At 62.2% G+C, this 26,202-nt stretch carries 24 protein-coding genes; 12 read left to right on the forward strand and 12 right to left on the reverse strand.

Annotated features, from left to right (window positions below; genetic code table 11):
- Window positions 1–7: 7 nt before the first annotated feature.
- The gene (locus P0D68_RS13155) at window positions 8–886 is read left to right on the forward strand and encodes a LysR family transcriptional regulator (RefSeq protein ID WP_091806225.1); all 879 of its coding nucleotides are present in this window, start codon (window positions 8–10) and stop codon (window positions 884–886) included.
- A 4-nt stretch (window positions 887–890) separates the two neighbouring features.
- Here P0D68_RS13155 and P0D68_RS13160 read toward each other — a convergent pair whose 3' ends face one another.
- Window positions 891–1,145 carry a hypothetical protein gene (locus tag P0D68_RS13160; RefSeq protein ID WP_091806222.1) on the reverse strand — a complete coding sequence of 85 codons (255 nt, stop codon included), beginning with the start codon at window positions 1,143–1,145 and terminating at the stop codon, window positions 891–893.
- 55 nt (window positions 1,146–1,200) lie between these two features.
- Window positions 1,201–1,704 carry a lecithin retinol acyltransferase family protein gene (locus P0D68_RS13165; RefSeq protein ID WP_408294229.1) on the reverse strand — a complete coding sequence of 168 codons (504 nt, stop codon included), beginning with the start codon at window positions 1,702–1,704 and terminating at the stop codon, window positions 1,201–1,203.
- Window positions 1,705–2,173: 469 nt separating this feature from the next.
- Between P0D68_RS13165 and P0D68_RS13170 the strand changes: the two genes are divergently transcribed.
- The gene (locus P0D68_RS13170; protein ID WP_091806216.1) at window positions 2,174–2,461 is read left to right on the forward strand and encodes a hypothetical protein; all 288 of its coding nucleotides are present in this window, start codon (window positions 2,174–2,176) and stop codon (window positions 2,459–2,461) included.
- 5 nt (window positions 2,462–2,466) lie between these two features.
- Window positions 2,467–3,237, forward strand: coding sequence for a PP2C family protein-serine/threonine phosphatase (locus tag P0D68_RS13175; protein ID WP_408187408.1), 771 nt, complete (start codon window positions 2,467–2,469; stop codon window positions 3,235–3,237).
- Between the two features lie 34 nt (window positions 3,238–3,271).
- Here P0D68_RS13175 and P0D68_RS13180 read toward each other — a convergent pair whose 3' ends face one another.
- From P0D68_RS13180 to P0D68_RS13220, 9 genes are all read right to left on the reverse strand, one after another.
- The gene (locus P0D68_RS13180; protein ID WP_408294439.1) at window positions 3,272–4,627 is read right to left on the reverse strand and encodes a sigma-54 interaction domain-containing protein; all 1,356 of its coding nucleotides are present in this window, start codon (window positions 4,625–4,627) and stop codon (window positions 3,272–3,274) included.
- On the reverse strand, window positions 4,627–7,683 hold the full coding sequence (locus tag P0D68_RS13185; RefSeq protein ID WP_091806206.1) for a peptidase domain-containing ABC transporter: 3,057 nt from the start codon (window positions 7,681–7,683) through the stop codon (window positions 4,627–4,629). Before P0D68_RS13185 ends, P0D68_RS13180 begins: the two co-directional genes overlap by 1 nt.
- Window positions 7,684–7,750: 67 nt before the next feature.
- Window positions 7,751–8,503, reverse strand: a complete 753-nt coding sequence (locus tag P0D68_RS13190) for a peptidylprolyl isomerase (RefSeq protein WP_091806203.1) — start codon at window positions 8,501–8,503, stop codon at window positions 7,751–7,753.
- 37 nt (window positions 8,504–8,540) lie between these two features.
- Window positions 8,541–9,914 carry a beta-barrel domain-containing protein gene (locus tag P0D68_RS13195; protein WP_091806201.1) on the reverse strand — a complete coding sequence of 458 codons (1,374 nt, stop codon included), beginning with the start codon at window positions 9,912–9,914 and terminating at the stop codon, window positions 8,541–8,543.
- On the reverse strand, window positions 9,892–12,465 hold the full coding sequence (locus P0D68_RS13200) for an FHA domain-containing protein (protein WP_408294235.1): 2,574 nt from the start codon (window positions 12,463–12,465) through the stop codon (window positions 9,892–9,894). Before P0D68_RS13200 ends, P0D68_RS13195 begins: the two co-directional genes overlap by 23 nt.
- A gap of 229 nt (window positions 12,466–12,694) precedes the next feature.
- On the reverse strand, window positions 12,695–14,149 hold the full coding sequence (locus P0D68_RS13205; protein ID WP_408294238.1) for an efflux transporter outer membrane subunit: 1,455 nt from the start codon (window positions 14,147–14,149) through the stop codon (window positions 12,695–12,697).
- A 226-nt stretch (window positions 14,150–14,375) separates the two neighbouring features.
- A complete protein-coding gene (locus P0D68_RS13210) occupies window positions 14,376–14,657 on the reverse strand; it encodes a hypothetical protein (protein ID WP_091806195.1) in 282 nt (93 codons plus the stop codon).
- Window positions 14,658–14,940: 283 nt separating this feature from the next.
- A complete protein-coding gene (locus P0D68_RS13215; RefSeq protein WP_091806192.1) occupies window positions 14,941–15,375 on the reverse strand; it encodes a DUF4399 domain-containing protein in 435 nt (144 codons plus the stop codon).
- 47 nt (window positions 15,376–15,422) lie between these two features.
- On the reverse strand, window positions 15,423–15,926 hold the full coding sequence (locus tag P0D68_RS13220; protein ID WP_091806190.1) for a DUF4399 domain-containing protein: 504 nt from the start codon (window positions 15,924–15,926) through the stop codon (window positions 15,423–15,425).
- Window positions 15,927–16,294: 368 nt separating this feature from the next.
- On the opposite strand from P0D68_RS13220, the gene P0D68_RS13225 reads away from it, so the two are divergent.
- Entirely contained in the window at window positions 16,295–18,268 is a 1,974-nt protein-coding gene (locus P0D68_RS13225; RefSeq protein ID WP_408294243.1) for an SUMF1/EgtB/PvdO family nonheme iron enzyme, read from the forward strand.
- A 68-nt stretch (window positions 18,269–18,336) separates the two neighbouring features.
- Here P0D68_RS13225 and P0D68_RS13230 read toward each other — a convergent pair whose 3' ends face one another.
- The gene (locus P0D68_RS13230) at window positions 18,337–20,526 is read right to left on the reverse strand and encodes a serine/threonine protein kinase (protein WP_408294246.1); all 2,190 of its coding nucleotides are present in this window, start codon (window positions 20,524–20,526) and stop codon (window positions 18,337–18,339) included.
- A gap of 415 nt (window positions 20,527–20,941) precedes the next feature.
- Between P0D68_RS13230 and P0D68_RS13235 the strand changes: the two genes are divergently transcribed.
- From P0D68_RS13235 to P0D68_RS13270, 8 genes are all read left to right on the forward strand, one after another.
- Entirely contained in the window at window positions 20,942–21,220 is a 279-nt protein-coding gene (locus tag P0D68_RS13235) for a hypothetical protein (protein WP_408294249.1), read from the forward strand.
- Between the two features lie 88 nt (window positions 21,221–21,308).
- Window positions 21,309–21,593 carry a hypothetical protein gene (locus P0D68_RS13240; protein WP_091806164.1) on the forward strand — a complete coding sequence of 95 codons (285 nt, stop codon included), beginning with the start codon at window positions 21,309–21,311 and terminating at the stop codon, window positions 21,591–21,593.
- Between the two features lie 183 nt (window positions 21,594–21,776).
- On the forward strand, window positions 21,777–21,986 hold the full coding sequence (locus tag P0D68_RS13245) for a hypothetical protein (RefSeq protein WP_091806176.1): 210 nt from the start codon (window positions 21,777–21,779) through the stop codon (window positions 21,984–21,986).
- A 316-nt stretch (window positions 21,987–22,302) separates the two neighbouring features.
- Entirely contained in the window at window positions 22,303–22,509 is a 207-nt protein-coding gene (locus tag P0D68_RS13250; protein WP_091806173.1) for a hypothetical protein, read from the forward strand.
- Between the two features lie 514 nt (window positions 22,510–23,023).
- Window positions 23,024–23,302: a hypothetical protein gene (locus P0D68_RS13255; protein WP_408188113.1), complete on the forward strand. Its 279-nt coding sequence runs from the start codon at window positions 23,024–23,026 to the stop codon at window positions 23,300–23,302.
- Window positions 23,303–23,390: 88 nt separating this feature from the next.
- Window positions 23,391–23,675: a hypothetical protein gene (locus P0D68_RS13260; protein ID WP_091806164.1), complete on the forward strand. Its 285-nt coding sequence runs from the start codon at window positions 23,391–23,393 to the stop codon at window positions 23,673–23,675.
- Between the two features lie 498 nt (window positions 23,676–24,173).
- Window positions 24,174–24,461, forward strand: a complete 288-nt coding sequence (locus P0D68_RS13265) for a DUF3303 domain-containing protein (protein WP_091806161.1) — start codon at window positions 24,174–24,176, stop codon at window positions 24,459–24,461.
- A 7-nt stretch (window positions 24,462–24,468) separates the two neighbouring features.
- Window positions 24,469–26,106, forward strand: a complete 1,638-nt coding sequence (locus P0D68_RS13270) for an MFS transporter (protein WP_408294255.1) — start codon at window positions 24,469–24,471, stop codon at window positions 26,104–26,106.
- The last annotated feature ends 96 nt before the right edge of the window (window positions 26,107–26,202 follow it).

A 26,202-nucleotide genomic window follows, 5' to 3' on the forward strand; every position in this document is an offset into this window, starting at 1 on the left:
CTTCGCCATGAGACCGTACCTGCCATTGAACGCGCTGCGGGCTTTCGAATCGTCCGCGCGGCACTTGAGCTTCACCCGCGCGGCGCTCGAACTGAACGTCACCCAGGCCGCCGTCAGCCAGCAGGTTCGAACCCTGGAAGAGCGGCTGGGAACTGCGCTCTTCAAGCGCCTGCCGCGCGGCCTTGCCATGACCGACGAGGGCCTCGCGCTGCGTCCGGTGCTGACCGACGCATTCGATCGAATCGAAGCCGTACTCAAGCAATTCGAAGGCGGCCACTTTCACGAGGTGCTGACGCTCGGCGTGGTGGGCACATTCGCGGTGGGCTGGCTGATGCCGCGCCTCAAGTCGTTTCGCGACGCACATCCGTTCGTCGAACTGCGGCTGCTGACCAACAACAACCTGGTCGACCTCGCCACCGAAGGTCTCGACTTCGCGATCCGCTTCGGTGACGGCACGTGGCCCGGTTCGCTCGCGACGCGGCTGCTCGACGCGCCGCTCGCGCTGCTGTGCACGCCGGAGATCGCCGCGCGGCTGTCGAAGCCGGACGACCTCGCCAACGAGACCTTGCTGCGCTCCTATCGCGCCGACGACTGGATGAGCTGGTTCGCGGCCGCCGGTATTCCGCCGCGACCGATTCGCGGGCCGGTGTTCGATTCGTCGCGGCTGATGGTGGAAGCGGCAATGCAGGGCGCGGGTATCGCGCTCGCACCCGCGTTGATGTTCGATCACGAGATCAACACAGGCCGGCTGGTACGCCCGTTCGAGGTGGAGGTTCACGCCGGCAGTTACTGGCTGACATGGTTGAAGGGCAAACCCATGACACCGGCGATGCTGCTGTTCAATCAGTGGATCATCAAGGAAGCGGCCGCGCAGGCGCGCAACTAGCCGGTTAGCAGAGCGCCGTGCGGCGATGGCCGTTCATTGCGGGCCGTTCGGCTTGCGGCGGGAACACATTCCACGAGCCGTCGTCATGACGGAAGAAGAAGATCGACAGCAGGCCGCCTGGCCGCAAGGCTTCCACGCAGACATAGCGCTGATGTTGCGACGCACGGTGGCAAAACTGCACGACGCGTGCGGGCATCGACGGGGTCGGGGCGAGCCATTTGTCCACAGCCCAATGCAAGGTCTTTTCCGCGGCAGCCATGATGTTCTCCTTGAATGCTTGAATGTTTGAATCACTGAAACGGGATGTGGCCGGCTCACGCCAACTGCACGGAACCTTGTGCGCCCTTCGCGCTGGCTTCCACGAAAGCCTTCACGAGGCACACCAGCGCATGCATGCCGGTACGCGGATGGCGCAGGCAGCAATGCACCTGTTCGCTACGGCTTTCGCCGAGCAGGCACCATGAGCAGAAGTGCTCGCAGTTGTTCGTCAGCAGGCGATAGTGGTTTTCACCGAGACGGGAGCGTGCGCGGCGCACGGCTTCGTCGCCGACGTAGCGGGCCGATGGGGTCGAACGGATCGACAGCGGGTGGCCGCCAGCGAAGCGTTCCAGTTCCACTTCCTCAACCGGGCCGCGATGCGCTGAACTCGCAAAGCCCGCGTAATGAACCACGCGGCCATTGCCCACATAAATGCCGTGGTGTTCGTAACCGCGACGTTGCGTGACGAGATGCGCGCCGATCGGCAGGTCGATGGTGGACGCGGCGTCGCGGCGGTCTTCGCTGCTGTCGCTGCTCGTCTGAAGAGGGTTCGTGTTCATGGCTGGCCTCGCTTCGATTTCCAACACTGTTGCGAGGTTATTCGCATCATCCGGGCCATGCGCGCGAAAGCCTTTATTTAAAGGGCTTCGCGAGAAATTGCAGCGTTTCGGATGCGACGAGTGTGCGATGTGAACCGACAGAATTTTCGGCGAACTGTTGGCGTACGACGCTCATTTACGATTGCCGCACGAGGTGCAAGCCGGTCCGATAGCGGGGGCATTGGGACGCAAGAATCTGTTGGGTCCGACACCGGTTAGCGTTCGCGCTTGTTGGCTTGCAGCCGACCGATGAATCCGCATGCGCTCATCCGGTATGTGCGCCAGGGCACGCAATCGCCCGGCCATCAAGGCATGACGACAAACCACGAAAAAGGCCGGCGATTTGGCATGGCACTTGCAACCTAACGCCCAGATTCTTTAAAAACCGCGCGTCACCGCGCGCGTTACACGCGGCCAACCGGAGAACGACATGTCTTCTATTACTGTGAACGACCTCTCGCTGAACCTCGCGCTAGACCGTAAAGCGATGACAGCGATTCGCGGTGGCGGCGGCGCACCGTGGGTGTATGGCTGGATTCAACCTTACGTACGCAGTACGCCCAGCATCGGTCCCGTCGTGAACCTGTACGACGTGACCAACAACTTCTATGCTAACCAGATGATCAACACGTTCCAGTCGGTCGACGTCCGCAACACCGGCGCGAACTCGAACATCAGTGTCTCTCCCGACGCACGCAGCAGAAACGATACGGTGTAAACGTTGTGACCTGTGCGAGCCAATTTCGCTGGACGTCGTCCGCGCATTCCGATCCCGGACGCGTCCGCGAAATCAACGAAGATGCCTGCCTGGACCAGTCCGACCTCGGGCGCTGGGCCGTTGCCGACGGCATGGGCGGGCACGCGGTCGGCGATCTGGCAAGCCGTCTGGTGATCGACGCGCTCGCCCGGCTGACCTCGCCGGTCAGCATGAAGGCCTTCGTCGCCGACGCGCGCTCGCGCCTGCAAAGCGCCAATCGTCAATTGAGGGAAGAAGCCGCGCGCCGACAGGTCCAGCGTATCGGCAGTACAGTCGTCGCACTGCTTGCCTGTGACCGCTTCTGCGGCTATGTGTGGGCCGGCGACAGTCGCCTGTATCTGCTGCGCGAAGGCAGCTTGCGGCAACTCACCCGCGATCACAGTCAGGTTGAAGCGCTCAAGTCGCTCGGCGTGATCACCGAGGAAGAGGCGCGGCACCATCCGGCGCAGCATATGATCACACGAGCCGTTGGCGCGACAGACGTACTCGAACTCGACGACGACGCCATCGAAGTGATGGACGGCGACGTCTTCCTGCTCTGCAGCGACGGCCTGAGCAACGAGGTCGGCGAAGAAGACATGCTCGCGGTGCTCAGCAAGGCGGCGAACGCAAACGCCTCTGAAGAACTCGTCGAGCTGGCCCTCGCGCGCGGCGGCCGCGACAACATCACCGCCGTGGTCGTGCGCGCCGAAGACCCGAACGCATCCGACAAAACCTTGCTGAACCCATCCCCTTGAGCCCGTTGCACTGACGGCGTTTAATGCGGCGGACTCAAGTCTCTTCGCTTTCGTCGTCGCGCTCGTCCGCGCCGTTCCGGGTAGCGGCCGGCACATTGCGATTGCGGAAGTCCTTTGAATGCAGGCCGTGCTTCTTCAGCAGCATCTGCAGATGCGAACGGTTCATGTCGATACGACGGGCCAGTTCCGCGACCGTGCCGCTCACTTCGCGAAGGCCGCGCTCGAGAAAGGCTTTTTCGGCGTCGTCGCTGGCCGCACGCTTTGCGTCGCTCAGCGACATCAGGTTCGTCACGCTGATCGGCTCCTGCCCTGTCGTGGTCGCCGCGTTGAACGACGCCGCGGATCCGGGCGCCGCGGGCCGCATGTCCTGCGGCAAGTGATCGACATCGGCCATATCGCCGGCTAGACACGATACGCGATACATCACGTTGCGCAGTTCGCGGATATTGCCCGGATACGCATAGTTCAGCAGAAAGTCGCGCAGACGCGGCGTCATTCGCACGGGCCTGCGCTTGAGCGTACCCGCGGCTTCATCGCCGAACCACGCGATCAGCAAAGGAATTTCATCGCGGCGCTCACGCAGCGGCGGCAGCGTGACGTGAATCACGCTCAGCCGGTAAAAGAGGTCTTCGCGGAACTTGCCCTCTTCACTAAGTTGCCGCAGATTGCGATTGGTCGCCGCGACAATGCGCGTATCCACCGCGATCGTTTCATCGGACCCGACGCGCTGAATCTCGTGCGCTTCCAGCACGCGCAGCAGCTTCACCTGCCCGGCGAGCGGCAATTCGCCGATCTCGTCGAGAAAAATCGTACCGGTATGGGCGCTTTCGAATTTACCCTTGCGGTCATTCGAAGCCCCCGTGAATGCCCCCTTGCGATGCCCGAACAATTCCGACTCCAGCAAATTGTCGGGAATCGCGCCGCAATTCACGGAAATGAACGGCTTGTCGGCACGCGAACCGTTGGCGTGAATCACCTTCGCCATCAATTCCTTGCCGGTGCCGCTTTCGCCGTCGATCAGCACGGGCAAATCGGTCGGCGCCGCTTTCTCGGCGATTTCGAGCGATTCGAGCAAACGCGGATTGTCGCCGAACGTCCCTTCGAAAATGAAGCTGCGTTCGAGCAGCGCCTTGCGCCGCGCGCCTCGTGATTGATCGACGCGCTCCTGCGGTTCGGCGGCCACCGCCGCTTGCACGAAGCGCTCCTTGTGCGAGAGTTGCATCACCTCGTCGCGCAGCGAGGTGGCTTGCCGAAGCAGTTTGTCGATGTCCGCGCGCTCCAGCCGCGACGACCACCGCAACGTCGAGCGCAAGATCTCGATCCGCTCGATCAGGCCCGCGTACGAAATCGCGGGGCTAGCCTCTTCAATCTGGTCGAGTATTTTCATCATCATGCGCTCAACTGTTTCTGGACCAGTTGGTAATACATGCCGCCGCGCTGGATCAGCTCATCGTGACGGCCCTGTTCGACAATCGCTCCTTCGTACAGCACGAGAATCTTGTCCGCGCGCATGATCGTGCTGAGCCGATGCGCGATGATCACCGCCGTGCGGCCTTTCAGAATGTCGTGCATATTGCCGAGGATATTGCTCTCCGACTGCGAATCCAGCGCCGAGGTCGCTTCGTCGAACACCAGCAGGCGCGGATCGTGATACAGCGCCCGTGCAATGCAAAGCCGCTGGATCTGCCCGCCGGACAAGCCGATTCCGCGCTCGCCGACAATCTGCTCGTAGCCGAGCGGCATCTTGCTGATGAATGCGTGCGCGTCGGCCATCTTCGCCACTTCCTCGATGCGACGCCGGTCGGGCGCGTCGTCGCCGCTCGCGATATTTTCCGCGATCGTGCCGGAGAACAGCAGGTTGCTCTGCATCACGTAGCCAATCTGCGCACGGTAATAGGCTTTATCGACCACGCCGAGATCGTAGCCGTCTATCGTCATCTTGCCCTCGGTGGGCGTGTAGAAGCCCACCAGCAGCTTGGCGAGCGTGGTCTTGCCCGAACCGCTGCGGCCTACGATCGCCACCAGTTCGCCCGGCTTGATATCGAAGCTGATGTTCTCGAGCACGTAGGCCGAGTCGTTTTCGCCGTAGCGGAAATAGACGCCGCTGAGGCTGATTTCGCCCTGAAGTTCGGGCAGCATCACACGCGAGGGTAAATCCTGCGGTTTCTGTTCGGGCTCGATATCGAGCACGTCGCCGAGGCGCTCCATCGCCACGCCCGCGTCGTTGAGCATGCTCCACAAGCCGACCAGACCCATCAACGGACCGAGCACGCTACCCATGAATGCGTTGAACGCGATCAACTGACCAATCGTCATTTCACGCGCCAGCACGAGATTCGCGCCGACCCAGAGAATGGCAATCGTCGTGGCGGCGTTCAGCAACTGACTGCCGAGTCCCACGAGAATGTTGAATGCATGCGCGCGATATTGCACTTCAAGCGCCTTCGCGTACTTCTTCTCCCAGCGCAAGCGCACTGGCCGCTCGATGCCCATGCCCTTGATCGTCTCCACGCCCGCGAGCGCTTCCATCAAAAACGACTTCGATTCAGTCGAGGCGGTGAACACTTCGCGCGCATAACCCTTGATCTTCGGCGTGGCAATCGCCGTCAGCGCCATGATCGGAATGACGAACGCGATCAGCACCAGCGTCATCTTCACGTTGTAGACGAACATGATCGTGAAGTAGATGAACACCATCAGCAGGTTCAGCGCGGTGGTGACGGTGGATTCGGTCAGGAAGGCGCGGATCGTCTGGTTCTCCTGGAAGCGCGCGAAAATGTCGCCGGTCTTGCGCTTGGCGAAAAACGAAAACGGCAGCGACAGCGTGTGCTTGAAGAACTGCGACATCATCGCGAAGTCCATGTTGCGCACCATGAAATTGGCGAGATAGGCGCGAATCGACGACATCAATTGCGAAAAGACATTGGCGATGATCAAGCCGCCAATCAGCAGATGCAGCAGGCTGACATTCTGATGCACGATCACACCGTCGAGAATGTTCTGGATAATCAGCGGCGGAATCACACCCAGCACCTGAATCACGAAGGTGGCGAGAAACAGGTGGCCGAGAATCTTTTTGTACGGCGTGAGATAGCCGACAAAGCGTATCCACGGCGAACGCGCGGCGGACATTTGCAGCAGATTCGGGCCGCCGGTGAACAGCAGACAGGTACCGCTCCACCCGCGCTCGAAATCTTCCACGGTCATCTTCTTGAAGCCGACGGCCGGGTCTGCGACCCACACATACTCTTTGGAGAGTCCATACACCACGACGTAGTGGTAGCCCTCCCAATGCACGATGAACGGTAGATCGAAGCCGCGCAACGAATCGAATGTGCATTGCACACCGCGCGCCGTGAAACCCAGCGATTCGCCCGCGCGGGCGAGACTGTCGAGTGTGGCGCCCTGAGTCGTGACATTGGCTAGCTCGCGCAATTTGCCGAGCGTCATTGGAATGCTGTAGTGGCGGCATATCATCGCGAGGCACGCCGCGCCGCAATCCATTTCTTCAGCCTGCTCGACCAGCGCGAAGCGTTTGATGACTTTCTCGCCGAACTCGGGCTTGGTCTGCAGATCGAGCATGAGCGGCAGCTTGCGCCGCTGTTCGACCCGCTTTTGCCGCTGTAACTCGCGGTCCCCGTAGCGAATCCGCTCGTCGAGCACTTCACGCAGCTTCGGATTGCGTTCGAGAATGAAGTGGACCGTGCGCTCCGGAATCACCAGCAGGCGCGTGTCGGTTGTCGCGACAACCGAAGCCATCTGCTCCTGACGCATCAGACACGCTTTCTCGCCGAATATTTCGCCTTCGCCGAGCGTGGCAAGCGTGTAGTCGTGGCCTTCCTCATGCCGGACGATGCGCACTTCACCCTGGCGCACCACATACAGCCGCCGGTCCTCGCGTCCGTCCTGCTTGAGAATCTCCTTACCGGCCGCGACCCGCTTCACACCCACGCTGCGTACATATTCTTCGAGTTCCGCCTTGTTCAGTTTGCCGCGCAGATCGAACAACTGCGCGACGAAGCCGCCCGCTGAGTTGATCGCCACATAACTGGCGACGAACGCCAGCGCGGCCTGATTGCCGGCGATCACCGGCTCGATTGCGGCGCGCGGAATGAACAGCAACTCGGTTTTCGCCGACGCCCGCACCGACGCTTCATGCACATAGGCGCGCAACATCGCAATATCGGCGAAGATCTCGCCCGATTTGCGCACGCCCATGCTGGTTTCCTTGCCGTGCTCCTCCGTGAAGATCCGCACGGAACCTGAACGAACCACGTAAAGTCCGTCGGCCGTCTCACCCGCGGAGCAGACCGTTTCGCCGAATGAATAGAAGCGCGCTTGCGCATATTCGGCAAGACGGTCGATCTCGTCGCGCGAAAACGGCGAGAGAATTTCCACCGAGGTTAGAAACTCGGCTGTGGAAGGCGCGGTCTGGGGTGCATCCATGTGCTTGCGGACCTCGAATCGGCGTGTCGTTGCGTTGTTTCAATGCGGCGTGCAGGGCACGAACGCGCTAGCGCGCTTCGATCACGTGCTCCTGAGCGCGTGCAATCAGCCAGCTTTCGCGCAGCAGGCGCCGGACTTCCGAAGCCACATCGGCATCGAGCGTTGCGGGATATTTGGCCGTCACGGCGAAAATCTCGAAGCACGATCGATCCGCCGATGGAAAAGGCCCCAGCAGGTCGCCCACTGCCGCATTGAAAATCTTCGCTTCGATATCGGGCTTCAATGAGCCGCGCAGCACCTTGCCGATCACGCCGCCAGCCTCACGCGTATCAGCAATAGAGTGCTCGCGCGCCATGTCGGCGAAACTGTCGGGATCGTCGTGCAGATACGAAATCATTTCCTTCGCCTTGCCCTCGCTGTCGAGCACGATATGGCTCACTTCGATCGCGTCGAACTTCGGCGAATTCAGCGCGAAGTAGTCCTTGATCGCGGCGTCGTTGCCGATCTCGTCGAGCATCTTCTCCTGGTACAGCCCGTCGGTAATGAAGGCCTCGAATTCGTCGAGACTGACATTGAGCGCATCGAGGTACTGATTCATATCCGTCGCGCGATGCAAGCCGCGCACGCGGCGGAATTGATCGGCGCGCTGCTGGATTTCATCGGCGCTCACGGTGATGCCCTGTTTCTTCGCGGCGTGAACCGTGAGCTTGTCGCGCACGATCTGCTCGATCAGGCTCTCGAACTGGCCGGTCAGTTTCAGAAGACGAATGAACTCGGCCACGTCCACGACTTCGTCATCGATTCGCACTATCGCGGTCATCTCATTCACTCCTTTTATTGACGTGTGATCCGCGCGGTCAACCCGCCACCTGCCTGAACGGATCGAGACCCAGATCGATCAGGCGGCGCTCACGCACCACGATCTCGGCGCTTGCCGTCATGCCGTAACGCAGTGGATAGCGCGTGTCGGCAATCTGGTAGTAATCCTTGTCCAGCGTGACCCGGCCTTCGTAGACCGGCTGCTTGTCCGTCGACGACGGTTTGGTGGCCGGCGAAATATAGGCCAGCGTGCCGCTAATCAGCCCATAGCGCTGATACGGAAAGGCATTGAATTTCAGCTTGACGGGCAGACCTTCGTGCAGAAAAGCACGGTCGTGTTCGGCAATTTCGATCTTCAGCACGGGCCGCGCGTCTTTGGGCGCAATGCCGCCGAGCGGTGCGTTGGCCTGAATCTTGTCGCCGCGCTGCGTCGACGTGACGTCGGTGATGACGCCCGAGACCGGCGCGAGGATCAGCAGAAAATTGTCCTTGTCGATATTCTCGAAACGAATCCGCGCGGCGGCTTCGGACACCAGCCGCGCGCTTTGCAGTTGCAGGCGCAACTTGTCTTCCGCGTCGGTAATGTCGCGCACCGCCGAATCGTATTGAAGCTGCAGGTCGGTGGTCTGCTGGCCGCTGGTTTCCAGTTGCGCATTCGCCTGCGCATATTCGTGGCTCAGGCGGAAATCCAGTTCCGCGAGTTTCGATTGCGCGACACGGTATGCGTTATCCGCTTCCATCGCCGCGGTGCGTTTCTGCTCCACCTGCAATTCGGCGATGCCGCCGCCGCCCGGCTGCGCAAAGAGCCGCGAGTAGCGGTCCAGTTCCTGACGCGCCGCTTCACGCGTGCGGCGGGCGTTGTCGAGCACGCTGCGCGCTTCGTCGAGTTCGGCCTTCTGCCCCTCCGCGAGTTTGGTCGTGCCTTCGGAGACGCGATTTTCGTGCTGGCGCGCTTCCACTTCCATCTGCGCCTTCAGCGCGGCGGCTTTGCGCTCCATCAGCGCCTTCTTCTCGGGAAACTGCTTCCAGTCGCGCTCGGCGTCTTCCAGTTTGAGTTGTGCTTGCAGCGCATTGCTGGCAGCCTCGATCGCGCCGCGCGCATTGAGCCGCGCGAGCACGTCACCTTTCGATACGGGTTGTCCTTCGGCGATATACAGATCGGCGAGTTCGCCGTCGATCGGCGCATAAATGCGGCGCACCTCCGATTCGGGCGACAACGTGCCTTGAGCGCTGACGATCACGTCTGCGCGCCCCACGAACGACCACAGCAGGCCGACCACGACGAGCGCGACCATCGCCCAGATCAGCGCGCGCGCGAGCCGCACCGGCTCCGCCATCAGAATCGCAATGCCTTCGACACTGTGATCCTCCAGCGCCTCCGACAACGGTCTAGGGTGACTGTCGCGTTTCACTCTGCTCGCCTCCGATCAATGCCAGCTTCGCTTTCAGAAGTCCCGGATCCAGCACCATGCGCAACTCCGTCAGCGAGCGGCGCTGCAAATTGGCTTCGGCGTCGATATCGGCAAGCAGACGGTCGAAGTCGGCGGGATGATCGGCCTTCAGTTGCGTGTAGATGCGCATACCCTGTTGCGCCGACGTTTGCGCATCGGAAAGTAGACGCGCCTCGCTGCGAAATCCCGGCGAAATACCCGCTTCGAGGCGCTGCGTTCCGCCGATCGATCCACTCGCGCGGTACTGCTTCCACAAGCTTTGAGCGCGCAACATCAGGTCTTGCGCACGCGCCAACGCTTTGTCGTGCAAGGCGGCCACGTCTTTCTGAATCGACTGCAGGAACCACACGTCTATTGCCGGATCGAGGCTTGCGTAGAACGACAGCAGGCGCTGGTCGTAATCCTTGTCGCCGCGCGTTTTCTGCAATTGCGCATACTGGTCGAGCAGAGCCTTCTTGTGCGCCATTTCCGCAGCGAGCACATCGGACCACGGCCCGGCGGGCATGGCTTGCAACCCGGCTAGTGCCTGTTGTGCGTCACCGTGCTGCCATGCCGCCGTCACGGCGTCATGGCGAGCAATGACATCGGGTGACGGCAAACGGCTGGCCGCCAGTTGCTGAAACTGCGCCTGAAACGGCGGCGTGCTGAAATGCGCCGCTTTCAGCATGGCGAGCAATGGCGTCAGTTGCCGGCTCAACGCGGCATTCAGCAAATCGGTGTATTGGCGCAAATCGCCGCGCACCCGGTCTATACCCGCGAGGCGCGGATAGCGCTGCGCGTAATCGTCGAGCACGGGAGGTAGCGCAGCGGGCTTGTCGCGCGCCAGTTCGGTGCGAATCGTGCCATTCAGGCGGTCGATGGCGGCCAGATAAACCGAATCGTCGCTTTCCAGTTTGCGCAGATGGCTCAGTGCCTGCGCATAGGGGTCGGCGAACACGGGCACATAGGAAGCGATCCGGTCGAGCGCGCGTTGATGGCTCTTCGCGTCGTCCTCCCAGCGTTGCAGCAGATTGCCGATCTTGCCCTCGTCCGTGTACATGCGAATCGGTGCTTCCATGCCACCGCGGCCCGCCACGAAGCGTTCCAGATCGCCAACCCACTGCAATTCGCCGATCAGCGAAGTAGCGTCCACATTGTTGGTACTCAACGATCTCATCTCGTTGAGCAACGCGTCCGCCTGATCGAACTGCGCCTTTTCCAGCGCATTCAGCCAGTTGGGGACTTTCGCCTTCAACAGCGCTTCACTCGCGAGCGCGCTGACTTTCGTGTCCGTGGGGTGGCTCGCCAGATAGCCCTTTGCCGTGGTTACCGCGCTGCTGTAATCGCCGCTTGCCAGCAGATTCTTTAACTCGCGCTCCGACGAACCACGCATGTAGAGCGCAGAGGCAACCGCCACTAGCACCACCCCGGCCACGCCGCCCCATACCGCAATGCGCCGCACGCTCGTGCGGTCGCCGATCGCAAAAGCCTTGCCGAGCTCACCCACGAGCAGGCGCCAACGTTGCGGTTTGCGCTTGCCCGCCCCTGCATGCGCGGCGCCATTCGCTCCGCCCGTGCCGCTCGCCACTTTTTCCGTGCCCGTCGGGGTATCGCGTTTCGCGTGCGCGGACGTGGACTGCGCCGCCTCGTTGACTTCGTCCTCGCGTTGCAGACCGGGGTCGACGCAAAAGATATCGAGGAAGGAATGCGCGGCGCCAACGAACGTGGTCTTGTCTGGATCGCCGGCTTCGTCGGCGGCCGGGTTGAGAAAGAGTTGGGTCACGGTGGGCTCGACTTCAGGGGGCTTCTGCAGCGTCACCCTGTAGACGAAGTGATCTCCGCCAAATGCAACGAGGTCTCCCTCTACGAGCGGCAGCGCGGATTCGTCCAGCCGCTTTCCGCCGACGAATGTGCCGTTGGTGCTGCCGAGATCTTCGACATACAGCTCACCGCCCTTCAGAAAGATGTGGGCGTGACGGCGCGAAATGTAGTTGACCTGATGCGGATAGCGGTCCTTGTAGCGCGAAAAGACATCGTCTGTTTTGCTGACGAGAAACGGAAACGCCTGTACCTCGATGGGTTGCAGGCCGAGGTCGTCGCGCTGCGGCACCAGCAGCAATCCCGGCGCGGCGGGAGAAGCGGCGGCCGCCACGATACGCGCGCGCGGCTCGATGCTCACCCGGTAGCAAAGCTCGCCGCCGAAGCACAGTTCGTCGCCGGCACGCACGCGGGCCGGCGTTTGCCGCACGGCGACACCATTCACCGTCGTACCGTTCTTGCTGCCGAGGTCGGCCACGTAGACCGCGCCGTGTTCCGTGAAAATCCGCGCATGACGGCGGGACAGGCGCGCAATCCGTTCCGCGGGATAGTCGGTAAAAGGTGCCTCGCTGCGCCCGATTGCAAACAGATTGTCGACGATCCGGATCGCGTCAAGCGCGGGACGCTGCCCGGACGCAGCCGGCGACAACACCACGTCGAACGCAGCGTCTTCAGTCGCGCGCATCTCAGCAATCGGAGCTTCGCCGGCAGCCATTTTATCTGGATCACTAAGCGTTTACCCGTTGCGAGGAGTACGCAACGGAAACGGGACAAAGGACTACGGCGGAAAGATATTGTTTGAGTGAGCCGTGCATTAGGCGGCCCCTTAAAGATTGTAAGTCACACATGGCGAGTGTCAATTTTCCGATCGTCGGTTATGAAGGCAATGAGTGCGTCAGTTACAGCCGAAATACCCCCTGCGGCGCGCCACATTGCGGATTAGCTCAGTGCTCCTTTACTTCCGTCTGCACGTCGACGCTCGGCCAACCGCCGCCCAGCGCTTTATAAAGCAATACAGTGTCGGACAGAATTTGCTGATGGTTGGCGAGCAGTTCCTGTTGTGCTTCCAGCAAAGTCCGCTCGGTTTCGAAAACCTCCAGCTGGGACACCACGCCGAGTCGTAACTGCGACTGGATCTGGTCCGCCACGATTTGCAACCGCGACACTTCCTGCTGCAACTCCACGCGCTGTTCCTTGTGCGAATTCACATTGACCAGCGCGTTTTCCACTTCCTCGAACGCGGCCATCACCGCCACGCGATACTGCTGTTCGGCAACCGTCGATTGGGCCTGCGTGACTTTCACATGTGCCCGCACGCCCGGATCGAGCAGCGGAATGTTGATGCTGGGCATGAATCCGTACGTGAAGGATTTAAGCAGGTCGGTCAACGCAAAACTGGCAGTGCCGCCGTGCGCAGTCAGGCTGATGGTCGGCAATTGCGCGAGCTTGGCCTGGCCGACGAGGTCGTAAGCTTCCAGCACTCTGAACTCAGCGGCGACCACGTCGGGACGCCGCGCGAGCAGTTGTGCGGGCAGGCCGTCTGGTACGGGCGGCAGTTGCACGCGCTGCTGCAAATGCCCCTTGGGCATCTGAAACTCGCCAGCCGGCACGCCGAGCAACGTGCAGAGGGCGTTGTTGGCAAGCGCGCGCGAGCGGCGCAGCTCGAGCAACTGATTGGTCAGGCGGTTGATCTCCGCCTGCTGCCGCAACACCTGGGTTTGCGGCACGAGGCCGTTGCGGCGCTGGCCGTCGTAAATCGTGAGGATCTGCCGGTTCGTTACGAGCGTTTTCTGCTGCTGCTCGATCTGGTCGTCGAATTGCAGAATCTGGAAGTACGTGCTGGACACGTTCGACACCAGTTCGAGATACCCGGCGCGCCAATCAGCCTCGCTGGCGTGGAATTCCGCCTTTTGCGCCTGCACGCCTTTTTCGACTTTGCCCCAGATATCGATGTCCCAGTTCACCTGCGTCGCGAGGTTGTACTGCTTGGAGAAGGTCTGGTGCGTGGTTTTTTCGAAATCGGCGCCGGCGCCCAAATCCATGGTCGGCAAGGCGCCCGCTTTGGCTTCGCCGATCTGCGTGCCGGCCACGTTGATACGCGCGGCCAGCACCTTGATATCGAAGTTGCCGGCAATCGCCTTCGCAATCAGCGTGTCGAGATAGGGATCGTGGAAACCCTTCCACCAGTCGGGTTCGATGGTCGCGGCCGCCGACACCGGCGAGCCCTTCTGATCCGACCAGGACGTTTTGGCGGGCGTGTCGGGACGCTTGTAGTCGGGCATGCTCACATCGACGCAGGCCACCAGCGAGAGCGCGCAAGCCGTTGCCGCGCAAACGCAGCGCAGCACCGATATCCTGCGGGCGAGGCGCTGACGAGTTGATGAAAGCGACGCTGACACGATGGTCTCCGATAACGCCCGTTTCAATGCACGAGGAGAACGCACCCTTTAAGTAAAGCATCTCCTGCGCGGCTTCACCATCGAAGCGATGCAAGAAGATCGGTGCGGGGTTCGTGCGGTGAAGCGGGGGGGCGCGTGGAAAGAACGATTGGCTGCGAAATCTTTTTGAGGAGCGGGCGGTAAGAGCCCGCGGAGGCCGTCTGGCCTCCGCGGCGGCCTGCGCCGTTTAGTGCACGTTGATGTTGTTGCTTGCGCTCACGTGCGGATCGATCGTGGTCGTGATGCCGGAGACGAACGCTGCGTTGTTGCCGTTGGCGTTCTGAATGTCCAGTTGCGTGTTGATCAGTTGGGTGGCATTGACCGTCTTGCTGTTGTTCGGCGCGTACATCGGCATGAAGTTGAAGTACGACGACGAAGGATAGTAGCCCATGCCACCGCGCACGGCGCTCATGGCCTTGCTGTCGAGTTGTTCGGTGATGGACAGGTCTTTGATGGTCAGCGTGTTCATGGTCAATCTCCTGGAAGGGAATACTGCACAGTTTGCGGTTGGGTTCGAGCAACTTGTCTGCTCGAGTGTCACTAATGCATGGGCTGTGCCAGTCTTCCTTGCTTCTCCTAAGAAATTTTCCGGAGCGCCGTAGATAAAGGGTTGCGGGGTGGACCGGGAGACGGATCGCGAGAGAAGCGGAGAAGCGGTGCGCGGAGGATGGTGGATCGCGGCCAACAAACCGCGCGAAGCTGTTGGTTGCGGCGTAACACCCGATTGCCGGAGCGTCACGCCGCGGATTGCGTCACCGCGCAATGACGGTGATCTTTTTCGAATACACAGGCGGATTGTGCGGGATATGCATGTCGTCGCCCATCAGCAACTGCAACGTGTGCTTGCCTGGCGGGAGCTGAATCGTGGTCTCTGTTTCGCCCGCACCGAAATGCAGATGGTTGCGATCCGACGGAATTTCCTGATCCATCGGCGGCAGGTCGGTGTCGATCAGCAGATGATGGTGGCCGGTATTCGGATACTTGACGCCTTTGGGCGCCACGCCCATATACCGCAGGCCGAACCACACCTTGAATGGCTTGTTGGCCGGGACGACCTGGCCGTCGTTGGGATAGCCGATATATGCATGGGCACCCGCCGGTGCGGGCGTCGTACCCGCAATGACGACATTTGGCGAAGCCAATGCCGCCGACATGACGAGCGCCGCGGCCGCGATGATCTTGTACATGGAGGTCTCTCCGTCCTGACGGATCCGCTTTGAACGAACGGATCGCGCTAGTCTTTTAGCACGGTGATGGTGATCTTCTTCGAATACACGGGCGGCACATGCGGCACGTGGTTGTGATCGCCGAGAATGAGTTGCAGTGTGTGTTTGCCCGGCGGCAACTCGATCCGCGCGTCCGTCTCACCCGCGCCGAAGTGCAGGTGATTGCGATCCGATGGGATTTCCTGATCGAGCGGCGGCAGGTCGGTGTCGATCAGCAGATGGTGGTGGCCGGTGTTGGGGAACACGACGCCCTTCGGGCACACGCCCATGTTCCGCAAGCCCATGCGCACCCACAACTTGCCGCCGTGAATCACCGCGCCATCCGGTGGCCAGATGATGTATTCCTCCGCGCCCGGCGGCGAAGTGGTTGACTCGGCCAGCGCCAACGCGCCGGGCACCATGTTGCCGAACACGAGGACAAGCGTCGCGCGCAGCGCCTTGCGCCGCGCCTCGCGATGCGCATTCGCTCCATGACGCACGTCGGTAACAACGGGGGTAACGGTTCTTCGCATAGCGCACTCTCCCGACGAATGGTCATGGCGACCCGACTGCACGACGCAGGCCGGACGTTTCGGCTGCACGCCACGGGCGCACGCGCGGTTGGACGGCCGCCCCTGGATAAAACGACCGTGCCGCCTTACTTTGTGAATTAGCTTAGGACGTAACTTGCCAAAAAGATACGCCACACTCGTTAACCGTATAACGCATTCGGGGCACGCCGACTGTTGTGGCGCGCAAAGCGCGTGCTATCGTTATTAAGAGGTTGCAGATGGATGGTCGATAGCGGCGTCGATGCTTCGCGCCTTTGACTCCAGCAACTGCTGCGAGTGGCGCGGTCCTCGATTGCCTATGTTCTGTCCGGAACAAACAGGATGTGAAGATGTGGCGAATATTCATGCTGGTGTGCATGGCCGGGGCAATGCAGGTGCATTGGGGCGATGCTTATGCGGCGCCGCAACCTGATGGCGTCGAGCGGGGCGCGAGTGCGGCGAACATGGCGACATTGCCGCTCACTCCGTTCACGCCACAATCAGGCAAGCAGTCTTCTCCACGTATTGCGCTAGTGATTGGTAACGGCGCGTACGGTGCCGATCACGCCGAACTTGTGGACCGCACCGACACGCAATTCGATGCACTGCGTGAGAACGCCCCGCGCGATGCCGAAGCCATGCGTGACGCGCTGAAAACACTCGGCTTCGACGTGATCATGCGTACCAACGCGACGCCGCAGCAAATGCGCGAAGCCATCGGTGAATTCCATGAGCGCCTGCGGTCAGGCGGCGTTGGCCTCTTTTATTTCGCGGGACACGGCATGCAAATCGGCCCGCAAACACTGCTCATCCCCGCGGGACTCGATTCTCGCTTGCCGGCTGCGGTCGTCGGAGAGGGTGTCGATCTCAACGCCGTATTGCAGGCAATGCGCGCGCCGCGTGACCGCCAGCTCAATCTCGTGATCCTCGATACGTGCCTGAACAACCCGTTTTCGGCGGACTTGGCGGGCAATACGTCTGCGCTTCCGGACAACACGGTAGTGGCCTACGCGACCGCGCCTGGCGGTTTCGCGGCGGACGGCGTGCGTCATGGCGTCTACACGAATGCATGGCTGCACGCGCTCGACAGCGCTCCGTCGCAAACCCTGGCGAATCTGTTGCAGCGCGTCGCGGCGCAGGTCCGCGACGTAACGGGTGGCGAGCAAACGCCGTGGCTGGCTTCCTCGCTGCCTCGGTCGTTGCTCGTGTCCGATGCTGCGTCCGCCGCTCTGGACAATCCCGTGATCACGCTGCGCAGCAGAGGCATCTTGCCGAAAGACAGCAGCGAACAATACGAAATCACGTTCTGGAATTCGATCAAGGACAGTAATTACCCAGGCGACTACGAGGCGTATCTGAAGGCCTATCCGAACGGCCGCTTCGCCACGCTCGCTCACGCGCGCATCGAACGTTTGCGCGCAGCGGGGGCGTCGAGTGCGCCCTCCGCAGCCACGCCTGCCGCGCCTTCCGTGGCACCGGCGCCGCAAACAGCACGGCCAACGCCGCCGCCTAGTGCGCCGGCACCGAAGCCCACCGCAAGCGCCGCCCCGCCGGCCGCGCCACCTGCGGCGGCGGTAGCGCAAAAGCCCGTCACGCATGCGGCGGTCGCCGGCGAAAGCCGCGATTGCGCCACCTGTCCGATCATGATTACCGTGCCTGCCGGTTCATTCTCGATGGGCAACAGCACCGACGATCCATCGGAAAAGCCGGTACATCACGTGAGCATTGGTGCGCCGTTCGCGATCGGCAAGTACGAGGTGACGGTGGAGCAGTGGAACGCGTGCGTGGCAGCCAACGGCTGTCAGAAACTCACACCCGAAAGCAATACCAACAAAGCCGCCCCAGCGCGCGATCTCAGTTGGGACGACGCACAGCAGTACGTGAAATGGTTGAGCAAGAGCACCGGCAAACCGTACCGTTTACCCACCGAAGCGGAATGGGAATATGCGGATCGCGGCGGCACCACGACAGCCTACTGGTGGGGCGACCAGATGCGCAAAGGCAACGCCAACTGCAAGGACTGCGGCGACCCGTGGCACAAGGAAGGACCTGAGTCCGCCGGCTCGTTCGCGCCGAATCCGCTTGGCCTGTACGACATGAACGGCAGCGTGTGGGAATGGACCGCCGACTGCTGGCACAACTCCTACCAGGGCGCGCCTGCCGACGGCCACGCATGGGACAGCCCCGGCTGCGACATGCGCGTGATTCGCGGCGGTTCGTGGCGCGAGGGCGGCGGCTATATGCTCAGCGCGACACGCTTCAAGTACAGCTCGGGCGTGCGCCAGTCGCAGGATGGCTTTCGGGTCGTCAAGGATCTCAAGTGACTGGTGTGAGTTGTCGGGCCCGCGCCCGCCTCGCCACCGTCAAGCAAGCCGCATCCAAGGTGCGGGACTTAGGGCGAGCGTGGCTTCGTCGTAATCGGCGCGAAATCGGCGACGATGTGATCACGGCCGTATTTGCCGCCGATCTGTGCGAGCCTCGCGTCGAGCGCGCGCAGATAATCGGCGCGCGCTTCGCTTTCCGGACGCGGCTTGTCGAATAGCGGCGCCGGCGTAATCAGCAGCACGACCATCTCCGATCCGAACGGCTTTGAAATGATCCAGTCCCCCGCGCTGCCGATGGTGGCGGCGTAGTGCGGCGGCGCCTGATTGTCCTTTGCGCGCGGGCTCGGCACCATGTGCACGACGCTGCCGTCGAGCTGGTAGTAGTCGAGGTTCACATACGAGTCATAGCCGGGCGTGGTGACGTCGACAACGAGCGGGTCGCCATCGCTCAACTGTCTGCCGGAAGGCCTCACATGCAAGGCCGCAACGTGCCCGGCCTGCATGTTGCCGACCCAGTAGGGCGCGAGCGCCTTGATGGTGTCGCACTTGTCGTCGGCGAGCGGCTCGACGGCCAGCGTCAGCGTATCGACGCCCGGCAACGCCGCCAGCGTGTCCTTCAGATGCGCGGTGCCGTAGCGTTGCGAGACATAGCCGCGCACCGTCAGCGAATGGTCCTGTACTGAGGCCGACAGCGCCGAACAGGGCACTTGCGCCAACGCGGGTGTGATGGCGGCGAGCGTGAGCGCCGGCTTCGGCGCGGGCGTGGGTGGCGTGACGGGCACGGCCGCGACCGGACTTGCCGGGGGTGCCGTGGCAGGCGCCGCCGCGACGATACTGGCCGGCGGAGGCGGCGCTGCCGCGGCAACCGGCCCAGAGACCGTCTCACCCGCAGACGACGAAGCCGTCTGCTCCGCCAAAGCCTGCGACGCGCCCGCCTGCGTCTGCGCCCCGTTCTGCCGGTTCGGCGCCGAGCGGAATGCGAACACCCCGACCGCCGCCGCGCACACCACCGCGAAACTCGCGAGTCCCACCTTCGCCAACGTACCCGACTTCTCCGCGCGCGCCTCGTTGTCGAACTCCGCGATGAAGCGCTCCACGCTCGGCATGCGCGTATTGCGATCGAACGACAGCGCCGAGCGCAGCGCGCGCCATTGTCTCGAGTCGAGATTGGCCGGCCGCTGCGGTTTGAAATCGGCATTGCGGGCTTGTGTCGCCGACAACCGGTCGAACGGGTGGTGGCCGGTCAGCAGCTCATAGGTGATGCAGCCGAGCGCGTAGATATCGTCGCGCGGATCCGGCTCGCGGTGCTCGATCATTTCCGGGCTGGCATACGCGGGCGTCAATGCGCCGAGGCTGCCCGGATCGAAAACGGTGGCGTCGCTCTCTTCTTCCGGACGCTGAAACACGCGAGCGATGCCGAAGTCGATCACTTTCACTTCAGCATTCGTCGTGAGAAATACGTTGGCGGGCTTGAAGTCGCAATGCACGAAGCCGCGTTCGTGCGCGTAAGCGAGCGCGCTGCTCATGCCGCGCACGATCGGCAGCGCGGCGCGCACCGGCATGCCCTGGTAGCCCGGCGTGCGCAGCAACTGGCTGAGCGGCTTGCCGGACAGGTACTCCATGGTCAGATAGACGATCGGCCCGTCGCGGTCGAAGTCGTACACCGTGATGATGTTGCGATGCGCGAGCACCTGCGCCTTGCGCGCCTCGCGTTGTAACGCGACAAGTGAATTGGGGTTGCCGCGGAACTGGACGTTGAGCACCTTGATCGCGAGGTACGGTTTGCGATCCGAGGCCTCGAGCTTGCGCAGGTCGAGCGCCTTGTACACCGTGCCCATACCGCCGACGCCCAGGCATTCCTCGAGCACGAAGCGGTTATTCAGCGTGTCGCCGGTTCCTTTGATCTGGTCCTGTCCCGTCGCGCCGCCGTTGCCGCCTGCGTGGGATGCATTGCCGACGCTACCGGCACTACCCGCGCTCGCCGAGCGCACCGATGGAATTTCGACTGTGGTCTGGATGCCCGTTTCGTCGCCGCCCGCAGCCACGTTCGAAACGCGCAACTGTTCGATACGCCGCCGCACTTCCACATAGAGATCGTCGGGCAACGGTGCTTTGCGCTGGGCGGCGCCAAGCATGTCCAGCAGCTGCGTGGGACCGAGTCCCTCGGTCGTCAACGTGCTGTCGAGTTGAGCCACGAACTCGTCACGGGACAGCTCGCCGTTCTGAAAGTCGTGAATCACACGCGCAAGGCTAGCCATTTGTGCGAAGCACCGCCGCTGCCGTTGGGCCGGATCGCATGCGATCCCAGCCTCTCAGGCCGATAGAAAACCTGTCGTAACCAGTTACATGTGCCGCTTCGATACTAGCTCCAGGTCCGTGCTTTCGCAAACCAGGATTGGCCCGCTGCCTGCGCGCTGAACCGGTGTCGTGGGAAATCCAACAGCACGACGTGGTCTGTCGGGCGCACGCCGTCAGCCGCTCATCTCCCAGATGCCGCGATGCGCCACTATCAACCCGGCACCACCAGGCGGAAGCCTTACGCAGCAAGCCTCCGTCAACTTTATTAGGAACCTTGAATAAAACTGGCATAGCCCGTGCATTAGTGACACTCGAGCAGACAAGTTGCTCGCAACCTTTCCCAGGCCAATGCCCTTTCCCTTCAGGAGATTCACCATGAACACGCTGACCATCAAAGACCTCTCCATCACCGAACAACTCGACAGCAAGGCCATGAGCGCCGTGCGCGGTGGCACTGGCTACTACCCGTCCACCTCGTACTTCAACTTCAGCCCCGTGTTCGCCCCGAACAACAGCAAGAAGGTCGATGCCACGCAGTTGATCAACAACCAGCTGGACCTGCAGAACGCCAACGGCAACAACGTCGCGTTCGCCTCCGGCATCCACTCGACGGTCAACCCGTACGTCACCACGAGCAACAACATCCACGTGTAAGACGTGACGCGGCGAGGCGCCCGGCTCTCCGGCGCGCTTCACCGCCCGCCGACTACCCGCGTCCTGCCCGCACCTTTGGAGAAGCACCATGTCATCCCTCATGATTCGCGATCTGTCCGGCACCCGCGAGCTCGACCGCCGCGCCATGTCGGCGGTGGCCGGCGGCACCGGCAGCAGCGTGCCCGGCCTGCCCTCGGTCGCCGGCCTTGGCGGCATTGCCAACGTCAACGTCTCGATAAACCAGAACCTCAACCAGATGCAATACGTCAACGTTGCGGCACTCAACAACGTCGGCGTGATCGGCGCGGGATTCGTGCCGCTGCACCTGAACGTGAGCCCCTCGCTCTGGGGCGCTAACTACGCCAACGTCTGACGGCTCGCAGTAGCGAGGGCCGGGGGGCCTCACTACTGCCGGCAGGCCGTCACCGTCCGGCGAGCCGTGGATAGATTTCCTATACTGATAGTGCGAGGAGACCTCAGCACACTTCACAAGACACCCGGGCGGCAGCCGGCAATTCACACCGGCCAGCCGCTCGACTTCTTTCCTGGAGCCACCATGGCGAGACTCATCATCAAGGACCTCACCGATAGCGTCGAACTCGATCGTCAGGCAATGGCCGCCATTGTTGGCGGCGCTCGTATTGGCGCGCGGCTGAATGTGGCCGCGCCGCTGGTGCCGGCTTCCGCACGCGTCGTCGAATATCCGCCTGGATTCCCCGCGGCGCACCAGACGATCGCACGCGCGGCCATGCAGCGCAAACCTTAAACCGCGCGAACTCTCAGCGCGATATTCACGGAAGCGGCACGCGTCACACACGCGTGCCGTTTTCTTGTGCTGGAGATGGAGCGCTGCTGCCCGACAGCCCGCACGCGGTTGGTCGGGCCTTGCCGAACACTTCCTTGCCATTTCACCGTCCCCGGACGTCATGTCGAATAGGCGCATGACATCTCGCCCTTGCAGGCATTGCGTTGACGCCTCGCATACGGTTTCCTCGCTCAACGCGTGCAATTTGGCATAACCCTTGCAGATGATGGACCGAGCACCGCACTGTGCTCTCCCATCCAACTTCAGGAGCAATGCCATGAAATCCGCCCTCATCATTAAAGACCTGCCGCGTTCCGCGGATCTCGCCCATGACGAATTGACGCTGACCGCCGAACAGATGAAAGCTGTTCGCGGCGGTCGTTCCGTTGTCGTCACTGTCGACGGCGGCTCGCAAGCTCACGTCGACGACTTTGGAATCAACACCGCCATCTTCGAAGGACGCATTAGCGGCACCTACCTGTAGGACGCGCGAGATGTCCGCAATTGGAAACAGGCCCCCTGCGCGACCACGTTGCGCAGGGGGCCTGTCCGTTTGATCAGGTCAATGCCCCCGCCTACCGGCCGATCGCGTTCAGGCGATCAGCGCTGACGACAGCGCGACAGCCGAGCCCCCCTGCCGCGAATTTCGCGCGCGCCGCCTCCAACTCCCGCTCGACAGTTTCCAGCGACTTCGCATTCCCGAAGTCGGCACACGCGCGCGCCGATTCAGCGGGGTTCTCGGCGCCCGGTGTCGTGAGAGATCCAACAGCACGACGGGGTCTGTCGGGTGCACGCCGTCAGCGGCTCATCTCCCACATGCCGCGTGCGCCACTACCAACCTCGCACCACCACGCGAAAGCCTTACGCAGCAAGCCTCCGTCAACTTTATTAGGAACCTTGAATAAAACTGGCACAGCCCGTGCGTTAGTGACACTCGAGCAGACAAGTTGCTCGCAACCTTTCCCAGGCCAATGCCCTTTCCCTTCAGGAGATTCACCATGAACACGCTGACCATCAAAGACCTCTCCATCACCGAACAACTCGACAGCAAGGCCATGAGCGCCGTGCGCGGCGGCACTGGCTACTACCCGTCCACCTCGTACTTCAACTTCAGCCCCGTCTTTGCCCCGAACAACAGCAAGAAGGTCGATGCCACGCAGCTGATCAACAACGAACTGAACCTGCAGAACGCCAACGGCAACAACGTCGCGTTCGCCTCCGGCATCCACTCGACGGTCAACCCGTACGTCACCACGAGCAACAACATCCACGTGTAAGACGTGACGCGGCGAGGCGCCCGGCTCTCCGGCGCGCTTCACCGCCCGCCGACTACCCGCGTCCTGCGCGTACCTTTGGAGAAGCACCATGTCATCCCTCATGATTCGCGATCTGTCCGGCACCCGCGAGCTCGACCGCCGCGCCATGTCGGCGGTGGCCGGCGGCACCGGCAGCAGCGTGCCCGGCCTGCCCTCGGTTGCCGGCCTTGGCGGCATTGCCAACGTCAACGTCTCGATAAACCAGAACCTCAACCAGATGCAATATGTCAACGTTGCGGCACTCAACAACGTCGGCGTGATCGGCGCGGGCTTCGTGCCGCTGCACCTGAACGTGAGCCCCTCGCTCTGGGGCGCCAACTACGCCAACGTCTGACGGCTCGCAGTAGCGAGGGCCGGGGGGCCTCACTACTGCCGGCACAGTCTCACCGTCCGGCGAGCCGTGGATAGATTTCCTATACTGATAGTGCGAGGAGACCTCAGCACATGTCACGACACAACCGGGCGGCAGCCGGCGATTCACACCGGCCAGCCGCCCGATTTCTTTTCGGGCGACGCACCGCCAAGTTGCTCCCCGACGACGCCCGACTTACCCACGCCCGCAAAGACCCCGCATCGCTTCTTCGGCGTGAAAAAACGGGCTTGTTCATTTAGCCTGGTGAATGTCCGCACGCGGCGACGCCGCCGGCCGTGCGCTCACCTATGATGCTTAGGACGCCACGTGGTTTTTTTCGCCGTCCGCCAATAGCACGCACTATCCGGACAGCTTGTTGGCGCTAAAGCGGTCGCGCCGCATCCACGACGCACCGCAGACCTTCAGCGACGATGGCAGCGCGCCACGAGCCGGCATCGCCAATTCGAATTGGAGACGCCCATGAAATTCATCGTCCAATGGACCGGTCAACCTACTGCCGAGGGTTCCGTCATCGAACGCTTCATGAAGACCGGCGGCCAGGCGCCGGACGGTATCAAACTGCTGGGCCGTTGGCACGCTATCGGCGGATTGCACGGCTTTGCGGTCGTCGAAGCGGACGACACGCGCGGCATCTCGGCGCTGGCGCTCGAATGGGGCGACCTGCTCACCATGAGCATCTTCCCGGCCATGACCGACGAAGACCTGGGCGCCGCCCTCGGCAGACATCTGGCCGCCCGCAACAAGTAAGCACATCATGAGCGCCGGGCTCGCCGCGCCGCTTCCGAGCGGGCAACTGCTGCCGTTCCGCGAATCGCTGCTGGCGATGCTCGGCATCGCCTTCGTCGCGATGCTGGTGGCGCTGGATCAGACCATTGTCGGCACCGCCCTGCCGCGCATCGTCGCCGAACTGAAGGGCTTCGACCTGTACGCGTGGGTCGCGACGTCGTACATGCTGGCTTCCGTCATCACGATTCCCATCTTCGGGCGACTGGGCGATCTGTTCGGCCGCAAGCGCTTTCTACTCGCCGCGATCCTGTTGTTCACCGGTGCTTCCGTCTTGTGCGGACTCGCCAACAGCATGTTGGTATTGGTGATTTCGCGCGGTCTGCAAGGGATCGGCGGCGGCATTCTGATCGGCACGGTATTCGCCACCGTCGCCGATCTGTTCCCCAATCCGAAACTGCGGTTGCGCTGGCTGGTGTTCGTCACTTCCGCGTTCGGCATCGCCAACATGATCGGGCCGACCCTCGGCGGCATGTTGACGCAATATGGCGGCTGGCGACTGGTGTTCTTCGTCAACGTGCCGGTCGGACTCGTGTCTCTGCTGTTCGTGCAGCGCTTTCTGCCGCCGCTTCTCCATCTGCGGCGCAAGGGTCCCGTGCGGCTCGACTGGCTCGGTGCGTTCGTGCTCGCGCTCACGTTCGGCGCAGTGCAACTGCTGATCGAGCTGCTTCCGAGGCGCGGTCTCGACGCCACGACCGTCGTGCTGGTCATCGTGAGCGCGACTTGCGGACTGATTCTGTGGTTATGGGAGCGGCGCGTGGGCTATCCGATCGTGCCGGTGGACATGCTCATGGACCGCAAGCTCTCCGCGCTCTTCGCCATGTCGGTGCTCGGCGGCTTCGCGCTGTTTTCGCTGGTGTTTTACGTGCCGCTGCTGTTTCAGGGCGGCTACGCGATGTCCGCGCATGACTCGGGCATGCTGATTACGCCGCTGCTGCTCGGCACGACGGTGGGCAGCGTGGTCAACAATCGTATCGTCACACGGATCCATCGCGCGAACGGCATCATGTATGTCGGTTTTGCGCTATCCGCGCTCGCCTGTCTCAGCGTGGTCGTCTTGCGCGGCACGGAGCCGCATCTGGTGTGGATGTCGTGTATGGGTATCAGCGGAATCGGCCTCGGCCTGGTCGCCACCAGCCTGACGATTTGTTCGCAGCAGATCGTCGCGCGGGATCATGTCGGCGCGGCCACCGCGCTGCTTCAATCGCTCAGGACATTCGGCGGCATGCTCGGCACCGTGATGACCGGCGCGTTGCTCGGCCATCTCTATTCGCGCGGCGTGCATCGCTCGCTCGACTCCTATCAGGCGACGCAGTGGTTCAAATCCTTCGCCAGTCCTGAACTGCTGGTGGATCGCGCGGAACAGGCCGCGTTGATCAATCGTCTGGTAAGCGCCGGCCACGCGGGCGACGCCATGATGAGATCCGCCCGCGAAGCACTGGTGCAATCGATTCACATCGGCATTCTGGTGGCTGGCGGCGCCGCGCTGATCGGGCTGTGCCTCGCGTGGTTCGTGCCCCCCGTGCGCATCAGCTATTCGGAAAGCGACCTCACGCCCGACGGCCAACCAGCCGCAGACGCCCTTCCACCGCACCGCAGCGTGCTCTAAAGACGCCGCCCCATCTTCTTCTTGCATTCTGTATCGGTCGATATATAATCCGTTTCTATATCGACCGATACAGAATAGTCGTCAGCGACGCAGGAA

Origin of the sequence: Paraburkholderia sp. RL17-380-BIE-A, assembly GCF_046028085.1 — a bacterium.
Taxonomy (GTDB): domain Bacteria; phylum Pseudomonadota; class Gammaproteobacteria; order Burkholderiales; family Burkholderiaceae; genus Paraburkholderia.